The sequence below is a fragment of the Rhodococcus sp. W8901 genome, from assembly GCF_013348805.1.
In the GTDB taxonomy this organism is placed as follows: Bacteria; Actinomycetota; Actinomycetes; order Mycobacteriales; family Mycobacteriaceae; genus Prescottella.
Genome location: NZ_CP054690.1, coordinates 3,946,650 through 3,966,059 on the forward strand (window position 1 = coordinate 3,946,650; position 19,410 = coordinate 3,966,059).

Sequence of the window (19,410 nt, forward strand, 5' to 3'; positions counted from 1 at the left end):
TAAGGTTTTGCTTACCTAACCCCCTTCCTCTTGGAGTCTCGACCCGTGCACACACAGACCCGACGCCGCACCCTCACGTCCCTGGCCGCAGTCGGCGTGGCCGTCAGCCTCGCCCTCACCGGTTGCTCGTCCAGCGGGAGCACCGCCGATACAACGGCGTCCGCGACCGACGAGTTCCCGCGGACCGTCCAGCACTTCCGCGGCGCGACCGACATCGACGCCCAGCCGCAGCGGATCGTCACGCTCGACAACAGCTACGCGGACGCCGTCCTGCTGCTCGAGTCCCCTCTCGTCGGCTACGTCGACTACCGCGGACAGGGCCTGCCCGACTACCTCGGCGACGCGCGCGACAAGTACGCCGCCGACGCCACCTCGGTCGGCAAGGTGTCCAACGCGAGCCTCGAGAAGGTCGCGCAGCTGCAGCCGGACCTGATCCTCTCCGCCGAGGTCCGCGACGGAAAGAACTACGAGGCGCTCTCCGCCCTCGCCCCGACGGTGTTCTCCCAGTCGACCGGCCCCACGTGGAAGGACAACATCCGCCTCGTCGCGAAGGCTCTCGGCAAGGAGGATCTGGCCGAGCAGAAGATCGGCGAATACGAGGCCCGGGCGAAGGCGATCGGCAACGAGATCAACGCCAAGGCGGACAACCCCGACGTCTCCGTCGTGCGCTTTGCCGGCGAGCCGACCGCCCGCCTCTACCGGACGACGTCGTTCAGCGGCATCGTCCTCGCCGACGCCGGACTGGCCCGGCCGGACAGCCAGGGCCCGGACCCGGCCGACGCCGGCAGCATCATGAACTCGATCAGCCCCGAGCGGATCAACGAGGCCGACGCCGACGTCGTCTTCGTCGCGACGTACGAGGATCCCGAGGGCAAGTCGATGAAGGCGGCGGAGGCCTTCCTGCAGAACCCACTGTGGGGGACGCTGAAGGGCCGCATCGTGGAGGTCGACGACGCGATGTGGATGACGCCGGTCAGCATCCAGGGCGCGCACAAGATCCTCTACGACCTCGCGCAGGCATTCGGGGTGGATCCGCACAACGGCTAACCTGAGTCGGCCGCACCCGCCGAGCTCGTCGAACAGGAAGTCGTCGCATTGTCCAGTTCCCAGCCCGTCCGCACCGTCCGTCGAACCGCCGTGGCCGCGATGGCGGCCGCGACGCTGGTGGGACTCGCCGGCTGCAGCAATACGCCGGACGACGACGCGAGCACGATCGTGCGGACCACGACGAAGATCGCCGGCGCGGGTGTCGTGGGCATCGAACGCGACACCCACGCCGCGTGTGCGCCGGCCACCCCGGCCGACCCCGGGGCCCCGGATCCGCAGCGCATCGTCGTACTCGACAGCGCCGCAATGGATTCGGTATGCGCACTGGGACTGTGGCAGCGCGTCGTGGGTGCCGCGACGTCCGACGCCGGAACCCCGCAGCCGTCGTACCTCGGTGCCGGGGTCTCGGCGCTGCCGAGCGTCGGACCGGCCGGCTCCCCCGACGTCGGCCTGATCGCGGCGGCCGCCCCCGACCTGATCCTGGGCTCCGAACCGGCCGATCCGGCACTCGCCGACCGCCTTCGGGCGGTGGCACCCACCGTGTTCGTCGGCGCCGACCCGGTGCAGTGGAAGGACCGCTTCCTCGCATCAGGGAAGGCGCTGGGTCGCGGCATCTCCGCGCAGCAGGCTCTCGACGCCTACACCGCGGATGCCGCCCGAGTCGGGGCCGAGATCAACGCCCGGCAGACGCAGGCGTCGGTGGTCCGGTTCGGTTCGGATTCCTTGGCGATCGAGGGGCCGGGCAGCTTCTCGGGTCAGGTCCTGGCCGACACCGGCGTACAGCGACCGGCGTATCAGCGACTCGACGTGGCGTCCAAGGACATCGACGATCTCGGCGACGCGGAGGGCGATCTGATCTATGTCAGCTTCGACGGACCGGGCGGGCTCGAACACGGAACGTCGGTCATGGAGTCCGACGACTGGCACGAACTCGGTGCCGTGACCGACAAGCGCGTCTTCGCCGTCGACGACGCGATCTGGAACGACGGCAACGGCCTCGTCGCAGCACGGGCGGTCGTCACCGACCTGCAGCGCAGCCTCAACGAGTACGTCAGCTAGGCCGACGATGCCGGTCCCCGAATTCGTTGCGGCCCTACGTGAACACGTCGGTCACGCCCCGCTGTTCCTGTCGGGCGTCAGCGCCGTCGTGATCGACGACGACGGTCGCCTCCTGCTCACCCAGCGGTCCGACAACGGCCGGTGGGCCGTCGTCTCCGGCATCCTCGAACCCGGCGAGAAACCCGGCGCCGCCGTCCTGCGGGAGATCCGCGAGGAAACCGGGGTGGACGCGGAACTGGTGCGTGTCACCAGCGTCGACACCGCCGGCCCCGTCACGTATCCCAACGGCGACATCGCCAGCTATCTCGACGTGTGCTTCCTCGTGCGCGCCGTGTCGGGTGAGGCGCGCGTCGCGGACGAGGAGAACCTCGACGTGCGTTGGTTCTCGCCCGACGGCCTCCCCGCCGACCTGACCGAGTCGTCACGGATGCGGATCGAGAAGGCGCTCGGCGACGACCCGCGGGCCTGGTTCGTCCGCGAGTGAGTGCGTCACTCCCCCTCAGCCTTTCGCGGTCTCCCACAACCCCATGACGTTGCCCTCGGTGTCCCGGAAGTAGGCGGCGAAGCCCATCTCGCCGACGGGCTGCTTCGCCGAGACCGTCGCGCCACCGAGCGACTCGATCTTCGCGAGCGCGGCATCGATGTCGGGGACGTCGATCGTGATCACCGGCCCCTGGGGATCCTGGTCCGCGCGCCGGAACATGCCGCCACCGATGTACCCGGGTTCGTTCGGCATCCCCGAATCCTCGACCGGCCCGGTGGACACGCCGGTGTACTCGAGCTCGGGCATCTCGGTGACGTTCCAGCCGAATGCCACCTTGTAGAAACTTCGTGCCCGGTCACCGTCGTCGAACGGTACCTCGAAATGCACTACTCGACCACTCATTACCGTCTCCTAGATCGTCGTCGGGCATCGTCGGCTCGGTCCTACAACCTCGACACTAGGCGCGGCTCACCTCCGCGACAACGGTCCGAACGAAACCTGGCCCTCGCCATTGCCTTTCGCGGCAGCGTCCGTCACTCTTCTGCGGTGACCACATCAGGGTTCGACGCAACCAGGCCCCCGGGAACGACACCGGTGCCGACGGAACTTCCGGACAAGCACGGCGAGTCGGACGACCCGCGGTATCCGTCGCCGCGCCAACTGCGTCAGGCGATCGCCTTCGTCATCGACCTCGTCCTGCACATCGCAGTCGGCGTCGTCGGAATGATCGTGTGCCTCGATATTCCGGCAGTGTCGGATTGGGCACCGCTCGCGCTCCCGATCGGATGGATCCTCGCGTCACTCCTGCAGCGCGTCGTGGCCCAACGGATCTTCCACACGACCGTCGGCAAGGCACTGGCCGGCGTGTGTGTCATCCGCCCGTCCGACGGGCAGTGGCCGACCACCGGCTACCTGCTGAAGTGGTGGCTGATCGGGGCGTTCGACGTCGTCGGCACCTTCACGGACAGCACGTGGTTGGGCGACTACGACGACTCGCCGGCCGTCGTCCGCCGCAGGGACGTCACCCTTCCCTGAAAACACCGACGGCCGAATGTCACACCGGTTCAGTCCAACTGAACCGGTGTGACATTCGGCCGAAGTGGTGCGGGTGGGCTAGAAGTCCCAGTCCTCGTCCTCGGTGTTGACAGCCTTGCCGATGACGTAGCTCGAACCGGAGCCCGAGAAGAAGTCGTGGTTCTCGTCCGCGTTGGGCGAGAGCGCCGACAGGATCGCCGGGTTGACGTCCGTCTCGTCCTTCGGGAACAGGCCCTCGTAACCGAGGTTCATCAGCGCCTTGTTGGCGTTGTAGCGCAGGAACTTCTTGACGTCCTCGGTGAGCCCGACCTCGTCGTACAGGTCCTGCGTGTACTCGACCTCATTGTCGTACAGCTCGAACAGCAGCTCGAACGTGTAGTTCTTGAGATCGTCCTTCTCGGCCTGGGTCAGCTGCTCGAGTCCGCGCTGGTACTTGTAGCCGATGTAGTAGCCGTGCACGGCCTCGTCACGGATGATGAGGCGGATCATGTCGGCCGTGTTGGTGAGCTTGGCCCGCGAGGACCAGTACATCGGCAGGTAGAAGCCCGAGTAGAACAGGAAGCTCTCGAGCAGCGTCGAGGCGACCTTGCGCTTGAGCGGGTCGTCACCGCGGTAGTAGTCGAGGACGATCTGCGCCTTGCGCTGCAGGTTCGGGTTCTCCTCCGACCAGCGGAACGCGTCGTCGATCTCGCGCGTGGTGCACAGGGTCGAGAAGATCTGCGAGTAGCTCTTCGCGTGCACCGACTCCATGAACGCGATGTTGGTGAGCACGGCCTCCTCGTGCGGGGTGACCGCATCGGGGATCAGGCTCACGGCACCGACGGTGCCCTGGATGGTGTCGAGCAGCGTCAGGCCGGTGAACACGCGCATCGTGAGCTGCTGCTCGTTCGGCGTGAGAGTGGCCCACGACTGGATGTCGTTGGACACCGGCACCTTCTCCGGCAGCCAGAAGTTGCCGGTGAGGCGATCCCACACCTCGGCGTCCTTGTCGTCGGGCACGCGATTCCAGTTGATCGCCGACACGCGACTGACCAGCTTGATCTTCTCGCTCACGATTCCCTCACTTCGTTCAAGCTCTTCACTACGGTCACAGCATGCACGAGACGCAACCCTCGACCTCGGTGCCCTCGAGTGCCATCTGACGCAGGCGGATGTAGTACAGCGTCTTGATGCCCTTGCGCCACGCGTAGATCTGCGCGCGGTTGACGTCACGCGTGCTGGCGGTGTCCTTGAAGAACAGCGTCAGCGACAGGCCCTGGTCGACGTGCTGCGTGGCCGCGGCGTAGGTGTCGATGATCTTCTCGTACCCGATCTCGTACGCGTCCTGGTAGTACTCCAGGTTGTCGTTCGTCAGGTACGGCGCCGGGTAGTAGACGCGACCGATCTTGCCTTCCTTGCGGATCTCGATCTTCGCGGCCACCGGGTGGATCGAGCTGGTGGAGTTGTTGATGTACGAGATCGAGCCGGTCGGCGGGACGGCCTGCAGGTTCTGGTTGTAGATGCCGTACTTCTGCACCGACGCCTTGAGCTCACGCCAGTCGTCCTGCGTCGGGATGTGCACGCCGGCGTCCGCGAACAGCGCACGCACCCGCTCAGTGGCGGGCTCCCACACCTGGTCGGTGTACTTGTCGAAGTACTCACCCGACGCGTACTTGGACTGCGGGAAGCCCTTGAAGTGGGTGCCGCGTTCCTTCGCGATCTCGTTCGACGCACGGACCGCGTGGAACACGACCGTGTAGAAGTAGATGTTCGTGAAGTCGACGCCCTCTTCGGAGCCGTAGTGGATCCGTTCGCGAGCGAGGTAGCCGTGCAGGTTCATCTGCCCCAGGCCGATCGCGTGAGAGTCGTTGTTGCCCTGCTCGATCGACGGCACCGAGTAGATGTGGGTCTGATCCGAGACGGCGGTCAGCGCGCGGATCGACGTCTCGATCGTCTTCGCGAAGTCCGGCGAGTCCATCGTCTTGGCGATGTTCAGCGAGCCGAGGTTGCACGAAATGTCCTTGCCGACATGGCTGTAGGACAGGTCGTCGTTGAACGTCGACGGCGTCGAGACCTGCAGGATCTCCGAGCACAGGTTGGAGTGCGTGATCTTGCCCTCGATCGGGTTCGCCCGGTTCACCGTGTCCTCGAACATGATGTACGGGTAGCCCGACTCGAACTGCAGCTCGGCGAGGGTCTGGAAGAACTCACGCGCCTTGATCTTCGACTTGCGGATCCGCTTGTCGTCGACCATCTCGTGGTACTTCTCGCTGACGTTGATGTCCGCGAACGGCACACCGTAGATGCGCTCGACATCGTACGGCGAGAACAGGTACATGTCCTCGTTCTTCTTCGCGAGCTCGAACGTGATGTCCGGGATCACGACGCCCAGCGACAGCGTCTTGATGCGGATCTTCTCGTCCGCGTTCTCACGCTTGGTGTCGAGGAACCGGTAGATGTCCGGATGGTGGGCGTGCAGGTACACCGCGCCGGCGCCCTGACGCGCACCGAGCTGGTTGGCGTACGAGAACGAGTCCTCGAGCAGCTTCATGATCGGGATGACGCCGGAGCTCTGGTTCTCGATCTTCTTGATCGGGGCGCCGTGCTCTCGAACGTTACTGAGCAGCAACGCAACTCCGCCGCCGCGCTTGGACAGCTGCAGGGCCGAGTTGATCGAACGACCGATCGACTCCATGTTGTCCTCGATGCGCAGCAGGAAGCACGACACGGGCTCGCCGCGCTGCTTCTTGCCGGAGTTGAGGAACGTCGGGGTGGCCGGCTGGAAGCGACCGGCGATGATCTCGTCGACCAGCTCGGTCGCGAGCGTCTCGTCGCCCGCGGCGAGCGTGAGCGCAACCATGCAGACGCGGTCCTCGAAACGCTCGAGGTAGCGCTTACCGTCGAACGTCTTGAGGGTGTAAGAGGTGTAGTACTTGAAGGCACCGAGGAACGTCGGGAAGCGGAACTTCTTCGCGTACGCACGGTCGATCAACGACTTCACGAACTCGCGGGAGTACTGGTCGAGCACCTCGGGCTCGTAGTAGTTCTCCTTGACCAGGTAGTCCAGCTTCTCGTCCAGGTTGTGGAAGAAGACCGTGTTCTGGTTGACGTGCTGGAGGAAGTACTGGTTAGCCGCCTCGCGGTCCTTGTCGAACTGGATCTCACCGTTCGGTCCGTACAGGTTCAGCATCGCGTTGAGCGCGTGGTAGTCCAGCTCCCCCGCCGACGCGTCGGGTCGTGCCGCAGCGCGCTCTACACTCCCAGCCGGGGCTGAATCTGTGATGGTCGGTGCCACTGTTCACTCTCCATGAATTGTTCGAGGCCCTCGCGCACGGCGATGACATCCTCTGGTGTTCCCATTAGTTCGAAGCGGTACAGGTACGGCACCTGACACTTCTGAGAGATCACGTTCCCGGCGAAGCAGTACGACTCGCCGAAGTTCGTGTTGCCGGCAGCAATCACCCCGCGGATGAGCGAGCGATTGTGCTTGTTGTTCAAGAATCGGATGACCTGCTTGGGCACGTAACTCGTGTCGCGCCCCATCGCCGTCGTGCCGCCCCCATAGGTGGGGAGGATCAGGACGTAGGGCTCGTCGACTCCGAACGCGCCTTCACGGTCATGGAGCGGGATGCGCGCGGCGGGGACACCGAGCCGCTGGACGAATCGGTGTGTGTTCTCCGACACGCTGGAGAAGTACACCAGCGATGCCATCGGTGTTCACCCTCTTACTCGAGCTGAGATTCGACCGGCCCCGCGACGCTTCAAGCAGCGTTTGCGGTGAGGGTCTTGATGCGATCGGGTCGGAAGCCCGACCAGTGGTCGTCACCGGCCACCACGACGGGGGCCTGGAGGTATCCGAGGGCCATCACGTAGTCGCGCGCCTCGGGGCTCTCGGAGATGTCGACGATGTCGTATTCGAGACCGGCCTTGTCGAGGGCGCGGTAGGTGGCATTGCACTGAACGCAGGCGGGCTTGGTGTAGACGGTGATGCTCATGATGGTCCCTCTTTCCACGGCCTGACGAGCTACGGATGCGTGCTCTGCATGCCGAGGAAAAGAGCCGGTTTTCCGACCCGGGATCCGTTTCGTTCCCGTTGTGCCCCTCGGCTGTGTAGACACTACACCTAGTGGCCGACAGAAACGCACAACCCGAGATCTTGTGAGTGACACGGTTGATATTCGCAGGTTGACCCCCTCCCGGCGGCGCGCCGAGACCCACTTTCGGCGTGTCGCAGATCACGTTTGCGTCGGTGATTTCGGTCACCTCCGAACCGTCTCGGACACGCCCCCGACGCGACACGCCGCGGACACGCCGAAGACGCGCCGGCGGTGCCGTCACAAGCACCGTCGACGTGTGTTCACGGACACACTCACAACCCCTCGCCGCCCCACTCGCGCAAACGTCGGGAGCGCCGGTGCGGATGCCGGCCCCAGGGTCGGGACGGAGGGGTCCGGACGTCGCGCCGACCACCCCGAGCGACGTACCCCCCGACGCATAACTGGCCGGTAACTGGCAGGCGGCTTCCACCGTCGCCGCACCGCGGTGTGCCAATGTGATCAGGTGCCGTCGAACGAGAGCCCCTACTACTTCGCGACCGTGTCGCGGGTAGTTCGCGTGACGCCCAACATGCAACGGATCACCCTCGCCGGCGGCGACCTGACCCGCTTCACCTCGAGCGGCGACCCCGACGAGCGGCTCCTGGTGGTGTTCCCGCCCGACGACACGGACCGCCCGCCCGCGCCGGAACCCGTCGGAGACGGATGGGACTTCCCCGGCACGGAGAGTCCCGAGATGCGCAGCTACACCGTTCGCCGCTGGGACGCCGCAACCCACGAGATGGACATCGACTTCGCCGTGCACGACGGCGGCGCCGCCGTTCGATGGGCCCTGCAGGCGCGCCCGGGGCAGGTGCTCGGGGTGACGACGGCGTCCGGCTGGTACCGCCCGCCGACCGAATCACGCTGGCAGCTGCTGATCGCGGACATGACCGCGCTACCCGCAGTGGTGCGCATCGTCGAGGGCCTCGAGCCCGGCACGCGCGTCCACGTGATCGCGGAAGTCACGACGGCCGCGGACGCGCAACGCCTCGACACCGCCGGCGACGTCACGTTCACGTGGCTGCACGGCACCGGCAACGGCGTCGGGCCCAGTGCCCTCGCCGCCGCCGCGAGGTCGTGGACCCCACCCGACGGCCCCGGCTACGTGTGGTTCGCCGGTGAGGCAGGCCTCTCGCGCGAGGTGCGCCGGTGGGTGCGGCACGACCTGGGCTGGCCGTCCGACCGGTACGACGTCATCGGCTACTGGCGCGCCGACAAGGAGGCCTGGACCGCGCGGTACGAGCAGGCGCGCGAGCAGATCGAGGCGGCGAAGCTGGCGGCACTGACCGCGGGCGGCGACTTCGACTCGGTCCGCGACGCCGTCGACGCGGCGATGGAGCAGGCCGGGCTGTGAGCACTTCCTGAAACGCCGAATGTCACATACGTTCAGTCGAACTGAACGCATGTGACATTCGGCGAAAAGGACGTCAGGCGTTCGCGAGGGCCTCGGACGCCTTGGACGCCTTGGACGCCTCGACCAGCGCGGCGACGACGCCGGCGACCTGCTGCGCAACCTCGGCGTTCTCACGCGGGTGCTGGTCGCCGAACTTCTGGATGGTGCCGCCGATGGAGAGTTCGACGTCGAGCACGTTGCCGCCGGCGATGCCGAGAGCCTTGCGGGTGTCGTCGTGCGCCCACTTGGCGGCGTTGGGGCTCGGGGACGCGCTGATCACGGCGACCGGCTTGTCCTTGACGGCGCCGGTGCCGTACGGACGCGACAGCCAGTCGATGCCGTTCTTCAGGACGGCGGGGATGGTGCCGTTGTACTCCGGGGTGACCAGGAGCAGGGCGTCCGACTCGGCCGCAGCCGCGCGCAGCTCATCGGCGCCGGGGATCGTGGCACCGGGGACGTCGACGTCCTCGTTGTAGAAGGGGAGGTCGCCGAGACCCTCGTAGATGGTGAGCTCGACACCCTCGGGTGCGACAGCTGCCGCGGTCTCCGCGACCTGACGGTTGACGGAGCCGGCACGGAGGCTGCCGACGAGGACGAGAACGCGGGACTGAGACATGGGAAGTTCCTTCGGTGATCCGGTCGATAACGCCGTGGACATGTATAGCAGCACAAACGGACCGCGGTCCACTTGCATTCCCGCCTGGGCTACGATGCTCACGTGAACAGCCCGCTGCTTCCGCTGGTGGACGCCGAGATCCCCGAGCGATGTGATGCCGCCCGCAATCGGAAACTGCTCCTCGACGCTGCCGCTCGACTGGTCGCCGAGCGAGGCGTCGACGCCGTGACGATGGAGGCCGTCGCCGCCACGGCCGGAGTCGGCAAGGGCACCGTCTTCCGCCGCTTCGGCAGCCGCTCGGGCCTGATGAACGCGCTGCTCGACCACACCGAGCGCGAACTGCAGCACGCCTTCATGTTCGGGCCCGCACCGCTCGGCCCGGGCGCCGACCCCATCGTCCGCCTCGTCGCGTTCGGGCGTGCACGCCTCGACATGGTCGCCGTCCAGGGAGACATCCTGCGGGCCGCCGAGGACTCCCCCGAGTTCCGGTTCGCCGGTCCGGCCCGGGCCGTGAGCCTGCGACACATCGTGACGCTCCTCACCGTCGCGGGCGTCGACGGGGACACCGAACTTCTCGGCACAGCCCTGCTGGCACCGCTCGAGGCGAGCCTCGTGCTGCACCAGATCCGCACCCTCGGAATGTCGGAGAGACGGATCGCCGACGCCTGGGAAGACCTGGCCCGCAGGATCACCCGTTCGGCGCCGCCCGCCGACTAGGGTGTGGTCATGCGCACGTCGTTGGTCGTCCTCGCCCTCCTGTCTGCAGCCACGCTGACCGCGTGTGGCAGCAGCACCGACAGTGCGGACGCCGGGACGACGTCCGCGAGCACGTCGGCGTCGGCCGCTGCTGCGCCCGAGGACGCGCTGTGGGGGCACACATACCTCTCGGTCGCCGTCACCGGTACAGCCATCCCCGGCGGCGGCCCGCTCGAGGTCGCCTTCCCCGAGAAGGGGAACATCGCGATGAGCGCGGGCTGCAACCGCGGCGTGAGCAGCGTCGACCTGTCCGGCGGAGTCGTGAAGACCGGTCCGATCGCGACCACCATGATGGCCTGCCCGGGCGACCTCGCGGGCGCCGACAAGTGGATGACCGACCTGTTCGCCACCCAACCGTCGTGGACGCTGACCGGCGACATCCTCACGCTCTCGTCTCCCGGAACCACCGTCACGCTCGCCGACAAGAAGACCGCGAATCCGGATCGCCCGCTCGTCGGAACGACGTGGGTGGTCGACTCGCTGATCGGCCCGAACGCGATCTCGACGTCGGCGGCCCTCGAGACGTCGGCACCGACGTTGACGATCGGCGACAACGGGCAGGCCACCGGATCCACCGGATGCAATCGTTTCAACGGTCCCGCCCAGGTCGGCGAGAGCACCGTCATGTTCGGTCCGCTGGCCACCACCAGGATGGCGTGCCCGACGGACGTCGCCGAGGTGGAGCAGGCCGTGCGGCACGTCCTCGACGGCGAGGTCACCTACACGATCGACGGCGACACCATGAAGCTGATGCGCGCCGACAGCACCGGCCTGGGACTGCGCGGCCAGTAGGCGACCACGCCTACGTCAAAGCGTCTCGCGCAGCCACTCCCCGAGCACCCGCGCGCTCGCGTCCACCTGCGCCGGCCAGTCCATCGCCGAGTCGTCGGCCTGATCGCTGACGTGCTTGACCAGTCGGCAACGCGCACCGACCTGCGCGCACGCGAACGCGACAGCGAACCCCTCCATGTCGACCAGGTCGGCCCGGGCGGCGAGTGCATCGCGGATCTCGGCGTCGGAGATGAACGAATCCCCCGTCGCGAGGACCGAGCCGTCGCCGTCCTCGACCTCGATGACGTCACACACGGGGTGACCGAGCGAGCGCAGCACCTCGCTGCTGATGTCGTGGTTGAGGACCGCCGACGGCAGGTAGAGGCCGCTGTGATGGGTATGCAGGGCGCCGGCGGTACCGATGTTCACCACGAGCGGCAGCCGATCCGGATCGCATTTCGCGAGTGCGTGCGTGACCGCGACCGCCGCGGCCACCTTGCCGATGCCCGTCACGACGACGTCGAGGCCGTCCGGCACGTGCGCCGCCTCGCCTGCCGTGGCGCTCACCACGAGGATGCCGGTGCTGCCGGTGCTGCTCATCAGGGTCTCCCGAGTTTCTCTGCCGACGCCGGTGGGCGTGCGGAATCACATCCTGCCGTGCCGGTTCGCGTTGCTGCACACCCGACCCGTGCTCGCTACAGTTCTGCCATGGCAATTTCGCGCGCCCGGATCATCGAGGAACTCGGCGTCGAGTCGACGATCGATCCGGCAGCCCAGATCCGCAACCGTGTGCAGTTCGTCAAGAACTACCTGCGGTCCACCCCGGCGAAGGGCTTCGTGCTCGGAATCAGCGGCGGCCAGGACAGCACGCTCGCCGGCCGACTGACCCAGTTGGCGGTCGAGGAGCTGCGCGCCGAGGGCCACACCGCCGAGTTCGTCGCGGTCCGCCTGCCGTACGGATCGCAGTTCGACGAACACGACGCGCAGGTGGCCCTGAAGTTCATCGGACCGGACCGGTCGCTGACCGTGAACGTCAAACCGGGTGCCGACGCGACCATCGCCGAGGCCTCACAGGCCATGCGAGGACTGCTGGGCGACGGCGGGCTGCTGCGAGACTTCGTGCGCGGCAACATCAAGGCGCGCGAGCGCATGATGATCCAGTACGCGGTCGCGGGCGAGCTCGGCTACCTGGTGGTGGGTACGGATCATGCCGCGGAGGCGCTCACCGGGTTCTTCACCAAGTTCGGCGACGGCGGCGTCGATCTCACCCCGCTGACGGGACTCACCAAGCGGCAGGGCGCGGCACTGCTGCGCGAACTCGGCGCCCCCGACTCGACGTGGCGCAAGGTGCCGACCGCGGACCTCGAGGACGACCGGCCTTCACTGCCGGACGAGGTCGCGCTCGGGGTCACCTACCACCAGATCGACGACTTCCTCGAGGGCCGGGACGTCACCGACGAAGTGGCCGAGAAGCTGGAGCGGATGTACCGCAACACCCGCCACAAGCGGACGGTTCCGGTGACTCCGCTCGACACGTGGTGGCGCGAGGACTGACGGTCCACGACCGAGGGGGATCCATGACCAGATTTCTGGTGGCGGGCGGCACCGGTGTCGCCGGGCGGTCCGTGGTCGCCGAACTGCTGCGCCGCGGCGAGCCGGTGCGGGTGCTCAGCCGCCACGGCGGGGCGCCGAGCAACGGTCTCGAGCACGCCGCCGGGGATCTGGTGAGCGGTGAGGGACTCGCGGCCGCCCTCGACGGCGTGGATGTCGTGATCGACACCACCGACGGCAAGACCCGCAGTACCCGGGCGGTGTTCACGACCGGCGCGACCAACCTGCTCGCCGCCGCGCGGTCGGCGGGCGTCTCCCGCGCGGTGCTGCTCTCGATCGTCAATGTCGACCGCGGGAGGTTCGCGTACTACCGGGCCAAGACACAGCAGGAACGGCTGTACAGCGACTCACCGCTGCCGACGCAGGTGGTGCGCGCGACGCAGTTCCACGAGTTCGTCCCGATGATCTGCGCGCCGGCGTCGAAGGTCGGGCTGATCCCCGCGTTCACCCGCACCCGGTTCCAGCCGATCGACACCGCCGACATCGCCCGCGCGCTGGTCGACGCCGCCGTCGCGGATCGGGTGTTCGACGACCCGACGACGATCGGCGGACCCGAGGTCCTGACGATGCGTGAGATGGCACTCGCGTGGAAGGCGGCCACCGGCGCCCGCGGCCGGGTCACGAACCTTCCCATGCCCGGCAACATGGGCACCTTCTGGAGGAACGGTTGGAACCTGGTGCCGGACAAGACGTTCGGCACCGTCACCTTCGCCGAATGGCTGCGCGGCCGGTGAGCCGCAGAGCTATCCGCCCGCGAACGGCGGCAGCACGTCGACCTGCGCGCCGACCGGTCGCGACGGGTCGCGGGTGAGCTCGGAATCGACCAGGTACGCCGCGACGCCCAGGATCTTCTCCATCCCGGCGCCGTAGCGGTCGACGAGTACCGCCGTCAGGTCCGCGAGATCGGCGTCCATAGGCACCGACAACGTCTCCGTCGTGCAGTCGGCCGCCTCGGCCGCCGCCGCGAAGTACCGCACCTCCACCGTGCGCACCGCCCCGAGTGTGTCAGCCACCGATCGCTCCCATACTGCGTTGCGGGGGGACGAATCCCGCCGCGTTGATGCCGTGACCGGCCCACTTGTCCCACATCGCCGCGCGCCACAACTGCGCGAGTTCCTCGTCGTCGGCACCGGAGCGCAGCGCGTCCCGCAGGTCCACCTCGCGATCACTGAACAGGCACGACCGGACGGTCCCCTCCGCGGTGAGCCGGGTGCGATCGCAGTCCCCGCAGAACGAGCGGGTCACCGAAGCGATGATCCCGACCGTGGCCGGACCCCCGTTCACGAGCCACTCCTCCGCGGGCGCCGACGGATCCTCGCGGCCCACCTCCTGCAGCTCGAAGCGCTCGCCGAGGACGGCGAGGAGGGTCTGCGCGTCCACCATATTCTCCCGCGCCCATTCGTGGTCGGCATCGAGGGGCATCTGCTCGATGAACCGCAGCGCGCATCCGGAGTCGAGGCACCACTGCAGCAGATCGGCTGCCCCGTCGAGGGTTTCGGCCATCAACACCGCGTTGATCTTCAGTGGCGCGAGTCCGGCGTCCTGGGCGGCGCGGATCCCCGCGAGCACCGAGCTCAGTCGGTCACGGCGGGTCAGTTCCGCGAAGTGTGCCCGATCGACCGTGTCGAGCGAGACGTTGATCCGCGTGAGCCCGGCGCGGGCGAGGGCGTCGGCGCGGTGCTCGAGCCCCACCGCATTGGTCGTCATCGACAGGGGAATCCCGGGCACCGCGGCGGCGCAACCCGCGACGATGGTCTCGAGGTCGCGGCGCATCAGCGGCTCTCCACCGGTGAACCGGACCTCCCGTACCCCCAGCCGGTGCACAGCGACGCCGACCAGTCGGACAATCTCGTCGGCGGTGAGCAGCTGCCGCGCCGGGACCGCCGGCAGACCCTCCGCCGGCATGCAGTACGTGCAGCGCAGCGAGCACTTCTCGGTGATGGAGACCCGCAGATCTCGCGCGATCCGCCCGAAACTGTCCACCAACTCGGGAACGTCGGGACGTCCGGTCGTCGCGGGCGCGGTCCGCACAGCAGGAATGCCGACGTCCACCACCGTTCCCGTTCGTACCGCGCTCATGCCCCCCAGTATGCCGCTGTACCGCCGCCCGAGTGCGGGGAAGATGCCTAGGATTGGCACTCATGGCACAGCGTCCTGGGCACGAGCACCGCGGCACTGCGAGATCCGTCGAAGAACACGCCGCGGAGGTGGGCCGACTCCTCGCGCCGCTGCTGACGCGACCGTCCGAGACCGTGCGCCTCGACGACGCGCTGGACCGGGTCCTGTCGTACGACATCACCTCCCCCGTCGATCTGCCACTGTTCCGCAATTCGCAGATGGACGGATTCGCGGTCGATGCCGTCTCGGTGGCGGCGGTTCCGGTGACGCTCCCGGTGGTCGGCACCGTCGCCGCCGGCCCGGCCGAGCCTGCCCCGCACGTGCCGGGAACCGCGGTGCGGATCATGACCGGGGCGGTGATTCCCGATGGCGCGGATGCCGTTGTGCCGGTGGAGGACACCGAGGTGATCGACGGAAAGGTGACCGTCAGTCGGCCCCGGGACCGCGGCGACTACGTCCGCGAGCGGGGCAGCGACGTGCGCACCGGGATGCTGCTGCTGACGGCCGGAACGCTGCTCGAACCGCGACATCTCGGGGTGCTGGCCGCGGTCGGGCTCGGGTCGGTGGCGGTGCGGACCCGGCCCCGCGTCGCGGTGATCACGACCGGCGCGGAACTGGTGGACGCCGGCACCACACCCGCGCCGGGACAGATCTACGACTCCAACGGCGCCGCGCTGTCCGCGAGCCTGCGGGCCAACGGCGCCGAGGTCGCGGTGGTGGACCGCAGCAGCGACGAGCCCGACGCCTTCCGTGCCGCGCTGCGCCGCGCGGTTGCCCGCACCGAACTGGTGATCACCTCGGGCGGGGTGTCGATGGGCGACTACGAGGTGGTCAAGGACGTCCTCACCGAACTGGGCGCACGGTTCGGTCCGGTCGCGATGCAGCCCGGCGGACCGCAGGGCCTGGCGTTGGTCGACGAGATCCCGGTCCTGACGTTCCCCGGTAACCCGGTGAGCACGATGGTCTCGTTCGAGGTGTTCCTGCGCCCGCTGCTTCGCCGCGCGGTGGGACTGCCCGCCGTGCCGACCGAGGATGCCGTGCTCGGCCACGCGGTCACGTCGATCGCGGGCAAGCGCCAGTTCCTGCGCGGCCGCCGCACCGACACCGGGGTCGAGGTGGTGTCGGGTCCCGGATCGCACCTCGTGGCGGCGTTCGCGTGGGCCGATGTACTGATAGACGTTCCCGCCGCCGTCACGTCCCTGGCGGCGGGCGATCGAGTGAAGGTGTGGCCCCTGTAGTGAGCGAACAGAACATGAGCGAGCTGAGCCATCTGGACGGCGAGGGCCGGGCCCGGATGGTGGACGTGAGCGCGAAGGCGGACACCACCCGGATCGCCGTCGCTGCCGGCGAACTGGTGACCACACCGGAGGTGGTCGCGCTGGTCCGCGCCGACGACATGCCGAAGGCCGACGTCCTCTCGACCGCGCGGATCGCGGGCATCGCCGGCGCCAAGAAGACCTCCGAGCTGATCCCGCTGTGTCACCAGCTGGCACTGTCGTCGGTCAAGGTCGAGTTCGGGTTCACCGACACCTCGATCACGATCGAGGCCACCGCGAAGACGAAGGGCCCCACCGGGGTCGAGATGGAGGCCCTCACCGCGGTCGCCGTGGCCGGCCTGACGCTGCACGACATGGTCAAGGCCGTCGACCCGGCCGCGACGCTCGACGGCGTCCGGTTGCTGACCAAGGAGGGCGGCAAGCGCGGGCAGTGGCGGCGCGACGACGCGACGCCGACCGCCGCCGCCACGGTCACCGACGTGCGGGCCGGTTCCGCGACCGTCCTCGTCGCGTCCACGGGTGGCGCGCGGGGTACCCGACCCGACACCACGGGCCCGGCGATCGTCGGCTGGCTCGAGACCCGCGGCCACACTGTCCGCGGCCCGCTGGTCTACGCCGACGCCGACATCGCGGCGGGCCTGGCCGACGCACTCTCCGACGCCCCCGCGCTGGTGATCACCACCGGCGGCACCGGGGCCTCCCCCACCGACGCGACACCCGAGGCCACGCTCGCCGTCCTCGATCGGCAACTGCCGGGCCTCGCGGAGGCCATGCGCCGGCGCGGCACCGAGGTGACCCCGCACGCGTCGCTCAGCCGCGGCGTCGCCGGGTTGGTCGGGCGCACCGTCGTGGTGAACCTGCCGGGGTCGCCGGGCGGGGTAAAGGACGGCCTGTCGGTGCTGGACCCCGTCCTCGATCACCTGTTGGCGCAGGTCGCGGGGGGCGGTGCACACGATGCGTGAGCTGCTCGCGCGCATCTGCGCCGAACCACTCGATCCAGCGGTCGTCGACGCCGCAGTCGCCGGGCCGGAGCACGGCGCTGTGGTGGTTTTCACAGGTGTCGTCCGCGACCACGACGGCGGCCGGTCGGTGTCGGCGCTCGAGTACCAGGCCCACCCGGACGCCGGACGGTTCCTCCGCCAGTGCTGCGAGCAGGTCTCCGAGCGCACCGGACTGCCCGTCGCGGCGCTACATCGGGTGGGGCAGTTGACCATCGGCGATCTGGCGTTGGTCGCTGCGGTGGCCGCACCGCACCGCACCGAGGCCTTCGCCGCGTGCGCCGAACTGGTGGAGCGGATCAAGGCCGAGGTGCCGATCTGGAAACGTCAGCGGTTCGCGACCGGCACGTCCGAATGGGTGGGTTTGTGACCCGGTCGGAGCGGCCCATCGGCCGACCCGCACAGCCCCGGATACCGGAACCCGGTATGGTGGCGAGTACTGGACGTCCGCTTGCGAGGCGTCCAGCGTCGTAGAACGCTTCACTTCGCGCCGGATCCGAGCGAGTGCTCGAATGCCCAGAGGGCATCCACGCCCGCCAACGAGTGCAGACGAGTGCACCAGCACAAGCATTTCTTGCGGCGATCGATCTTGCCTCCCGGCAATGTCGCCACCTTGTGCAGGCCGTGCACCGGGACCTCCCGGCCGTAGGCGTGCATGACGAATGCCCGAAAGGCACCGACGAACTTGTCCACCAGCATCACCACCCCGTCCGACGAATCGGCAACTCCCTCCTTCGAGTCCCTGGGCGTCCCCGCCCCGATCGTCACCGCTCTGACCAACGGCGGCATCACCGCGCCGTTCCCCATCCAGGTCGACACCCTCCCCGACACTCTCGCCGGCCGCGACGTCCTCGGCCGCGGCAAGACCGGCAGCGGCAAGACCCTCGCGTTCTCCATCCCGCTCGCGGCCCGCCTCGCCGGCGGCAAGCGCCGCCCGGGCAAGCCCCGCGGCCTCGTCCTCGCCCCCACCCGCGAGCTTGCGACGCAGATCACCGCGACACTCGAACCCCTCGCCGACGCACACGGTCTGCGCGTCACCACCATCTTCGGCGGTGTCTCGCAGCACCGCCAGGTCAAGGCGCTCGAGGCCGGGGTCGACATCGTCGTCGCGTGCCCGGGCCGCCTCGAGGACCTGATGAAGCAGGGCTTCGTCAAGCTCGACGGCATCGAGATCACGATCCTCGACGAGGCCGACCACATGGCGGATCTCGGCTTCCTGCCCGGCGTGACCCGCATCCTCGCGGCGACGCCGGCCGGTGGCCAGCGACTGCTGTTCTCGGCGACGCTCGACAACGGCGTCGACAAGCTGGTCAAGCGGTTCCTGCAGAACGAGGTCCTGCACTCCGTCGACGAGGCGAACTCGCCGGTCGCGGCGATGACCCACCACGTCTACGACGTCTCCGGCGTCGAGGCCAAGAAGGCCCTGATCCACAAGCTGGCGTCCGGTCAGGGTCGGCGCATCTTGTTCATGCGCACCAAGCACCAGGCCCGCAAGCTCGCCCGCCAGCTCACCGAGTCGGGCATCCCGTCGGTGGACCTGCACGGCAACCTCTCCCAGGCCGCGCGCGACCGCAACCTCGCTGCCTTCTCGGAGGGCTCGGCCCGCGTGCTGGTGGCGACCGACGTCGCGGCGCGCGGCGTCCACGTCGACGAGGTCGAACTCGTGGTCCACGTCGATCCGCCGGCCGAGCACAAGGCGTACCTGCACCGCTCGGGTCGCACCGCGCGCGCCGGCAGCGCCGGCGACGTCGTCACCATCGTGCTGCCCGATCAGCGCAAGGATCTGTCCGCGCTGATGCGCAAGGCATCGATCAAGGTCACCCCGGTCCAGGTGACCGCCGACTCCGAGCACGTGATCCGTCTCGTCGGCGAGCCGGCCCCGCACGTGCCGCCGGCCCCCAAGACCGACAAGCCGGCCGGTGACGCGCGCCGCCAGCAGGGACAGCGTCCGGGCCGTGGCGGTCAGGGCGGCCAGGGCCGAAACAGCCGGGGTCCGCGAGCGGAAGGCGCCGCCACCACCGGTGGTGGACGCCGCCGCTCGGGCGGACGTCCGGGCGGCGGCAGCGGAACGGGCGCCACCGGTTCCGCCGGCTCGCAGGGCGGCGGAACCCGTCAGGCGTCGCAGGGCGGCGGCTCGCGCCGCCGCCGCGGCTGACACCCCTCAGGAAC

23 protein-coding genes are annotated in these 19,410 nt (G+C 68.6%); 13 read left to right on the plus strand and 10 right to left on the minus strand.

Going from position 1 to position 19,410, the window contains the following annotated elements; all coding sequences use genetic code 11:
• Window positions 1–81: 81 nt before the first annotated feature.
• From HUN07_RS18440 to HUN07_RS18450, 3 genes are all read left to right on the plus strand, one after another.
• Window positions 82–1,047: an ABC transporter substrate-binding protein gene (locus tag HUN07_RS18440; protein WP_441346827.1), complete on the plus strand. Its 966-nt coding sequence runs from the start codon at window positions 82–84 to the stop codon at window positions 1,045–1,047.
• A gap of 99 nt (window positions 1,048–1,146) precedes the next feature.
• Window positions 1,147–2,106, plus strand: a complete 960-nt coding sequence (locus HUN07_RS18445) for an ABC transporter substrate-binding protein (protein ID WP_174914853.1) — start codon at window positions 1,147–1,149, stop codon at window positions 2,104–2,106.
• Between the two features lie 7 nt (window positions 2,107–2,113).
• Complete coding sequence (locus HUN07_RS18450) at window positions 2,114–2,590, plus strand: NUDIX hydrolase (RefSeq protein WP_174911729.1); 477 nt, start codon at window positions 2,114–2,116, stop codon at window positions 2,588–2,590.
• 15 nt (window positions 2,591–2,605) lie between these two features.
• Here the strand turns inward: HUN07_RS18450 and HUN07_RS18455 are convergent, their stop codons facing one another.
• Window positions 2,606–2,992, minus strand: coding sequence for a VOC family protein (locus HUN07_RS18455; RefSeq protein ID WP_174911731.1), 387 nt, complete (start codon window positions 2,990–2,992; stop codon window positions 2,606–2,608).
• 144 nt (window positions 2,993–3,136) lie between these two features.
• On the opposite strand from HUN07_RS18455, the gene HUN07_RS18460 reads away from it, so the two are divergent.
• Window positions 3,137–3,625 carry an RDD family protein gene (locus HUN07_RS18460; protein ID WP_174911734.1) on the plus strand — a complete coding sequence of 163 codons (489 nt, stop codon included), beginning with the start codon at window positions 3,137–3,139 and terminating at the stop codon, window positions 3,623–3,625.
• 78 nt (window positions 3,626–3,703) lie between these two features.
• On the opposite strand, the gene nrdF is transcribed toward HUN07_RS18460, so the two are convergent.
• Genes nrdF through HUN07_RS18480 form a run of 4 tightly spaced genes read right to left on the minus strand, consistent with a single transcriptional unit; the run spans window position 3,704 to window position 7,599 of the window.
• Entirely contained in the window at window positions 3,704–4,678 is a 975-nt protein-coding gene (gene nrdF, locus HUN07_RS18465; RefSeq protein WP_114722554.1) for a class 1b ribonucleoside-diphosphate reductase subunit beta, read from the minus strand.
• Window positions 4,679–4,712: 34 nt separating this feature from the next.
• Entirely contained in the window at window positions 4,713–6,899 is a 2,187-nt protein-coding gene (gene nrdE, locus HUN07_RS18470) for a class 1b ribonucleoside-diphosphate reductase subunit alpha (RefSeq protein ID WP_114722555.1), read from the minus strand.
• A complete protein-coding gene (gene nrdI / locus HUN07_RS18475; protein WP_114722556.1) occupies window positions 6,857–7,315 on the minus strand; it encodes a class Ib ribonucleoside-diphosphate reductase assembly flavoprotein NrdI in 459 nt (152 codons plus the stop codon). The genes nrdE and nrdI overlap by 43 nt, the downstream gene beginning before the upstream one ends.
• Before the next feature lie 50 nt (window positions 7,316–7,365).
• A complete protein-coding gene (locus tag HUN07_RS18480) occupies window positions 7,366–7,599 on the minus strand; it encodes a redoxin NrdH (RefSeq protein WP_174911736.1) in 234 nt (77 codons plus the stop codon).
• A 565-nt stretch (window positions 7,600–8,164) separates the two neighbouring features.
• On the opposite strand from HUN07_RS18480, the gene HUN07_RS18485 reads away from it, so the two are divergent.
• Window positions 8,165–9,055, plus strand: a complete 891-nt coding sequence (locus tag HUN07_RS18485; protein ID WP_174911739.1) for a siderophore-interacting protein — start codon at window positions 8,165–8,167, stop codon at window positions 9,053–9,055.
• Window positions 9,056–9,128: 73 nt separating this feature from the next.
• Here the strand turns inward: HUN07_RS18485 and HUN07_RS18490 are convergent, their stop codons facing one another.
• Window positions 9,129–9,710: an NADPH-dependent FMN reductase gene (locus tag HUN07_RS18490; protein WP_174911742.1), complete on the minus strand. Its 582-nt coding sequence runs from the start codon at window positions 9,708–9,710 to the stop codon at window positions 9,129–9,131.
• 102 nt (window positions 9,711–9,812) lie between these two features.
• Here HUN07_RS18490 and HUN07_RS18495 point away from each other — a divergent pair, with 102 nt between their 5' ends.
• Window positions 9,813–10,427 carry a TetR/AcrR family transcriptional regulator gene (locus HUN07_RS18495; protein ID WP_174911744.1) on the plus strand — a complete coding sequence of 205 codons (615 nt, stop codon included), beginning with the start codon at window positions 9,813–9,815 and terminating at the stop codon, window positions 10,425–10,427.
• A 9-nt stretch (window positions 10,428–10,436) separates the two neighbouring features.
• The gene (locus HUN07_RS18500) at window positions 10,437–11,258 is read left to right on the plus strand and encodes an META domain-containing protein (RefSeq protein ID WP_174911747.1); all 822 of its coding nucleotides are present in this window, start codon (window positions 10,437–10,439) and stop codon (window positions 11,256–11,258) included.
• A 15-nt stretch (window positions 11,259–11,273) separates the two neighbouring features.
• On the opposite strand, the gene HUN07_RS18505 is transcribed toward HUN07_RS18500, so the two are convergent.
• Window positions 11,274–11,837, minus strand: a complete 564-nt coding sequence (locus HUN07_RS18505) for a nucleosidase (protein WP_174911750.1) — start codon at window positions 11,835–11,837, stop codon at window positions 11,274–11,276.
• A gap of 108 nt (window positions 11,838–11,945) precedes the next feature.
• On the opposite strand from HUN07_RS18505, the gene nadE reads away from it, so the two are divergent.
• Together nadE and HUN07_RS18515 are read left to right on the plus strand one after the other, a co-directional pair.
• Window positions 11,946–12,791 carry an ammonia-dependent NAD(+) synthetase gene (gene nadE, locus HUN07_RS18510; RefSeq protein WP_174911753.1) on the plus strand — a complete coding sequence of 282 codons (846 nt, stop codon included), beginning with the start codon at window positions 11,946–11,948 and terminating at the stop codon, window positions 12,789–12,791.
• A gap of 23 nt (window positions 12,792–12,814) precedes the next feature.
• Window positions 12,815–13,582 (plus strand): SDR family oxidoreductase, encoded by a 768-nt coding sequence (locus HUN07_RS18515; protein WP_174911756.1) that lies wholly within the window; start codon window positions 12,815–12,817, stop codon window positions 13,580–13,582.
• Between the two features lie 9 nt (window positions 13,583–13,591).
• On the opposite strand, the gene HUN07_RS18520 is transcribed toward HUN07_RS18515, so the two are convergent.
• Window positions 13,592–13,861 carry a MoaD/ThiS family protein gene (locus HUN07_RS18520; protein ID WP_254622590.1) on the minus strand — a complete coding sequence of 90 codons (270 nt, stop codon included), beginning with the start codon at window positions 13,859–13,861 and terminating at the stop codon, window positions 13,592–13,594.
• The gene (moaA, locus tag HUN07_RS18525) at window positions 13,854–14,927 is read right to left on the minus strand and encodes a GTP 3',8-cyclase MoaA (RefSeq protein ID WP_174911759.1); all 1,074 of its coding nucleotides are present in this window, start codon (window positions 14,925–14,927) and stop codon (window positions 13,854–13,856) included. Before moaA ends, HUN07_RS18520 begins: the two co-directional genes overlap by 8 nt.
• 62 nt (window positions 14,928–14,989) lie before the next feature.
• On the opposite strand from moaA, the gene HUN07_RS18530 reads away from it, so the two are divergent.
• The 3 genes from HUN07_RS18530 to HUN07_RS18540 are packed head-to-tail and all read left to right on the plus strand — an operon-like array spanning window position 14,990 to window position 17,611.
• Window positions 14,990–16,204 carry a molybdopterin molybdotransferase MoeA gene (locus tag HUN07_RS18530; protein WP_174911762.1) on the plus strand — a complete coding sequence of 405 codons (1,215 nt, stop codon included), beginning with the start codon at window positions 14,990–14,992 and terminating at the stop codon, window positions 16,202–16,204.
• A 14-nt stretch (window positions 16,205–16,218) separates the two neighbouring features.
• Entirely contained in the window at window positions 16,219–17,205 is a 987-nt protein-coding gene (gene moaCB / locus HUN07_RS18535) for a bifunctional molybdenum cofactor biosynthesis protein MoaC/MoaB (protein ID WP_174914857.1), read from the plus strand.
• Window positions 17,198–17,611 (plus strand): molybdenum cofactor biosynthesis protein MoaE, encoded by a 414-nt coding sequence (locus HUN07_RS18540; protein ID WP_174911765.1) that lies wholly within the window; start codon window positions 17,198–17,200, stop codon window positions 17,609–17,611. The genes moaCB and HUN07_RS18540 overlap by 8 nt, the downstream gene beginning before the upstream one ends.
• A gap of 110 nt (window positions 17,612–17,721) precedes the next feature.
• Here the strand turns inward: HUN07_RS18540 and HUN07_RS18545 are convergent, their stop codons facing one another.
• On the minus strand, window positions 17,722–17,934 hold the full coding sequence (locus HUN07_RS18545; protein WP_147283537.1) for a hypothetical protein: 213 nt from the start codon (window positions 17,932–17,934) through the stop codon (window positions 17,722–17,724).
• On the opposite strand from HUN07_RS18545, the gene HUN07_RS18550 reads away from it, so the two are divergent.
• Window positions 17,897–19,396, plus strand: a complete 1,500-nt coding sequence (locus HUN07_RS18550) for a DEAD/DEAH box helicase (protein ID WP_254622591.1) — start codon at window positions 17,897–17,899, stop codon at window positions 19,394–19,396. The two genes, HUN07_RS18545 and HUN07_RS18550, sit on opposite strands and share 38 nt — an antisense overlap.
• Window positions 19,397–19,410: the final 14 nt, after the last annotated feature.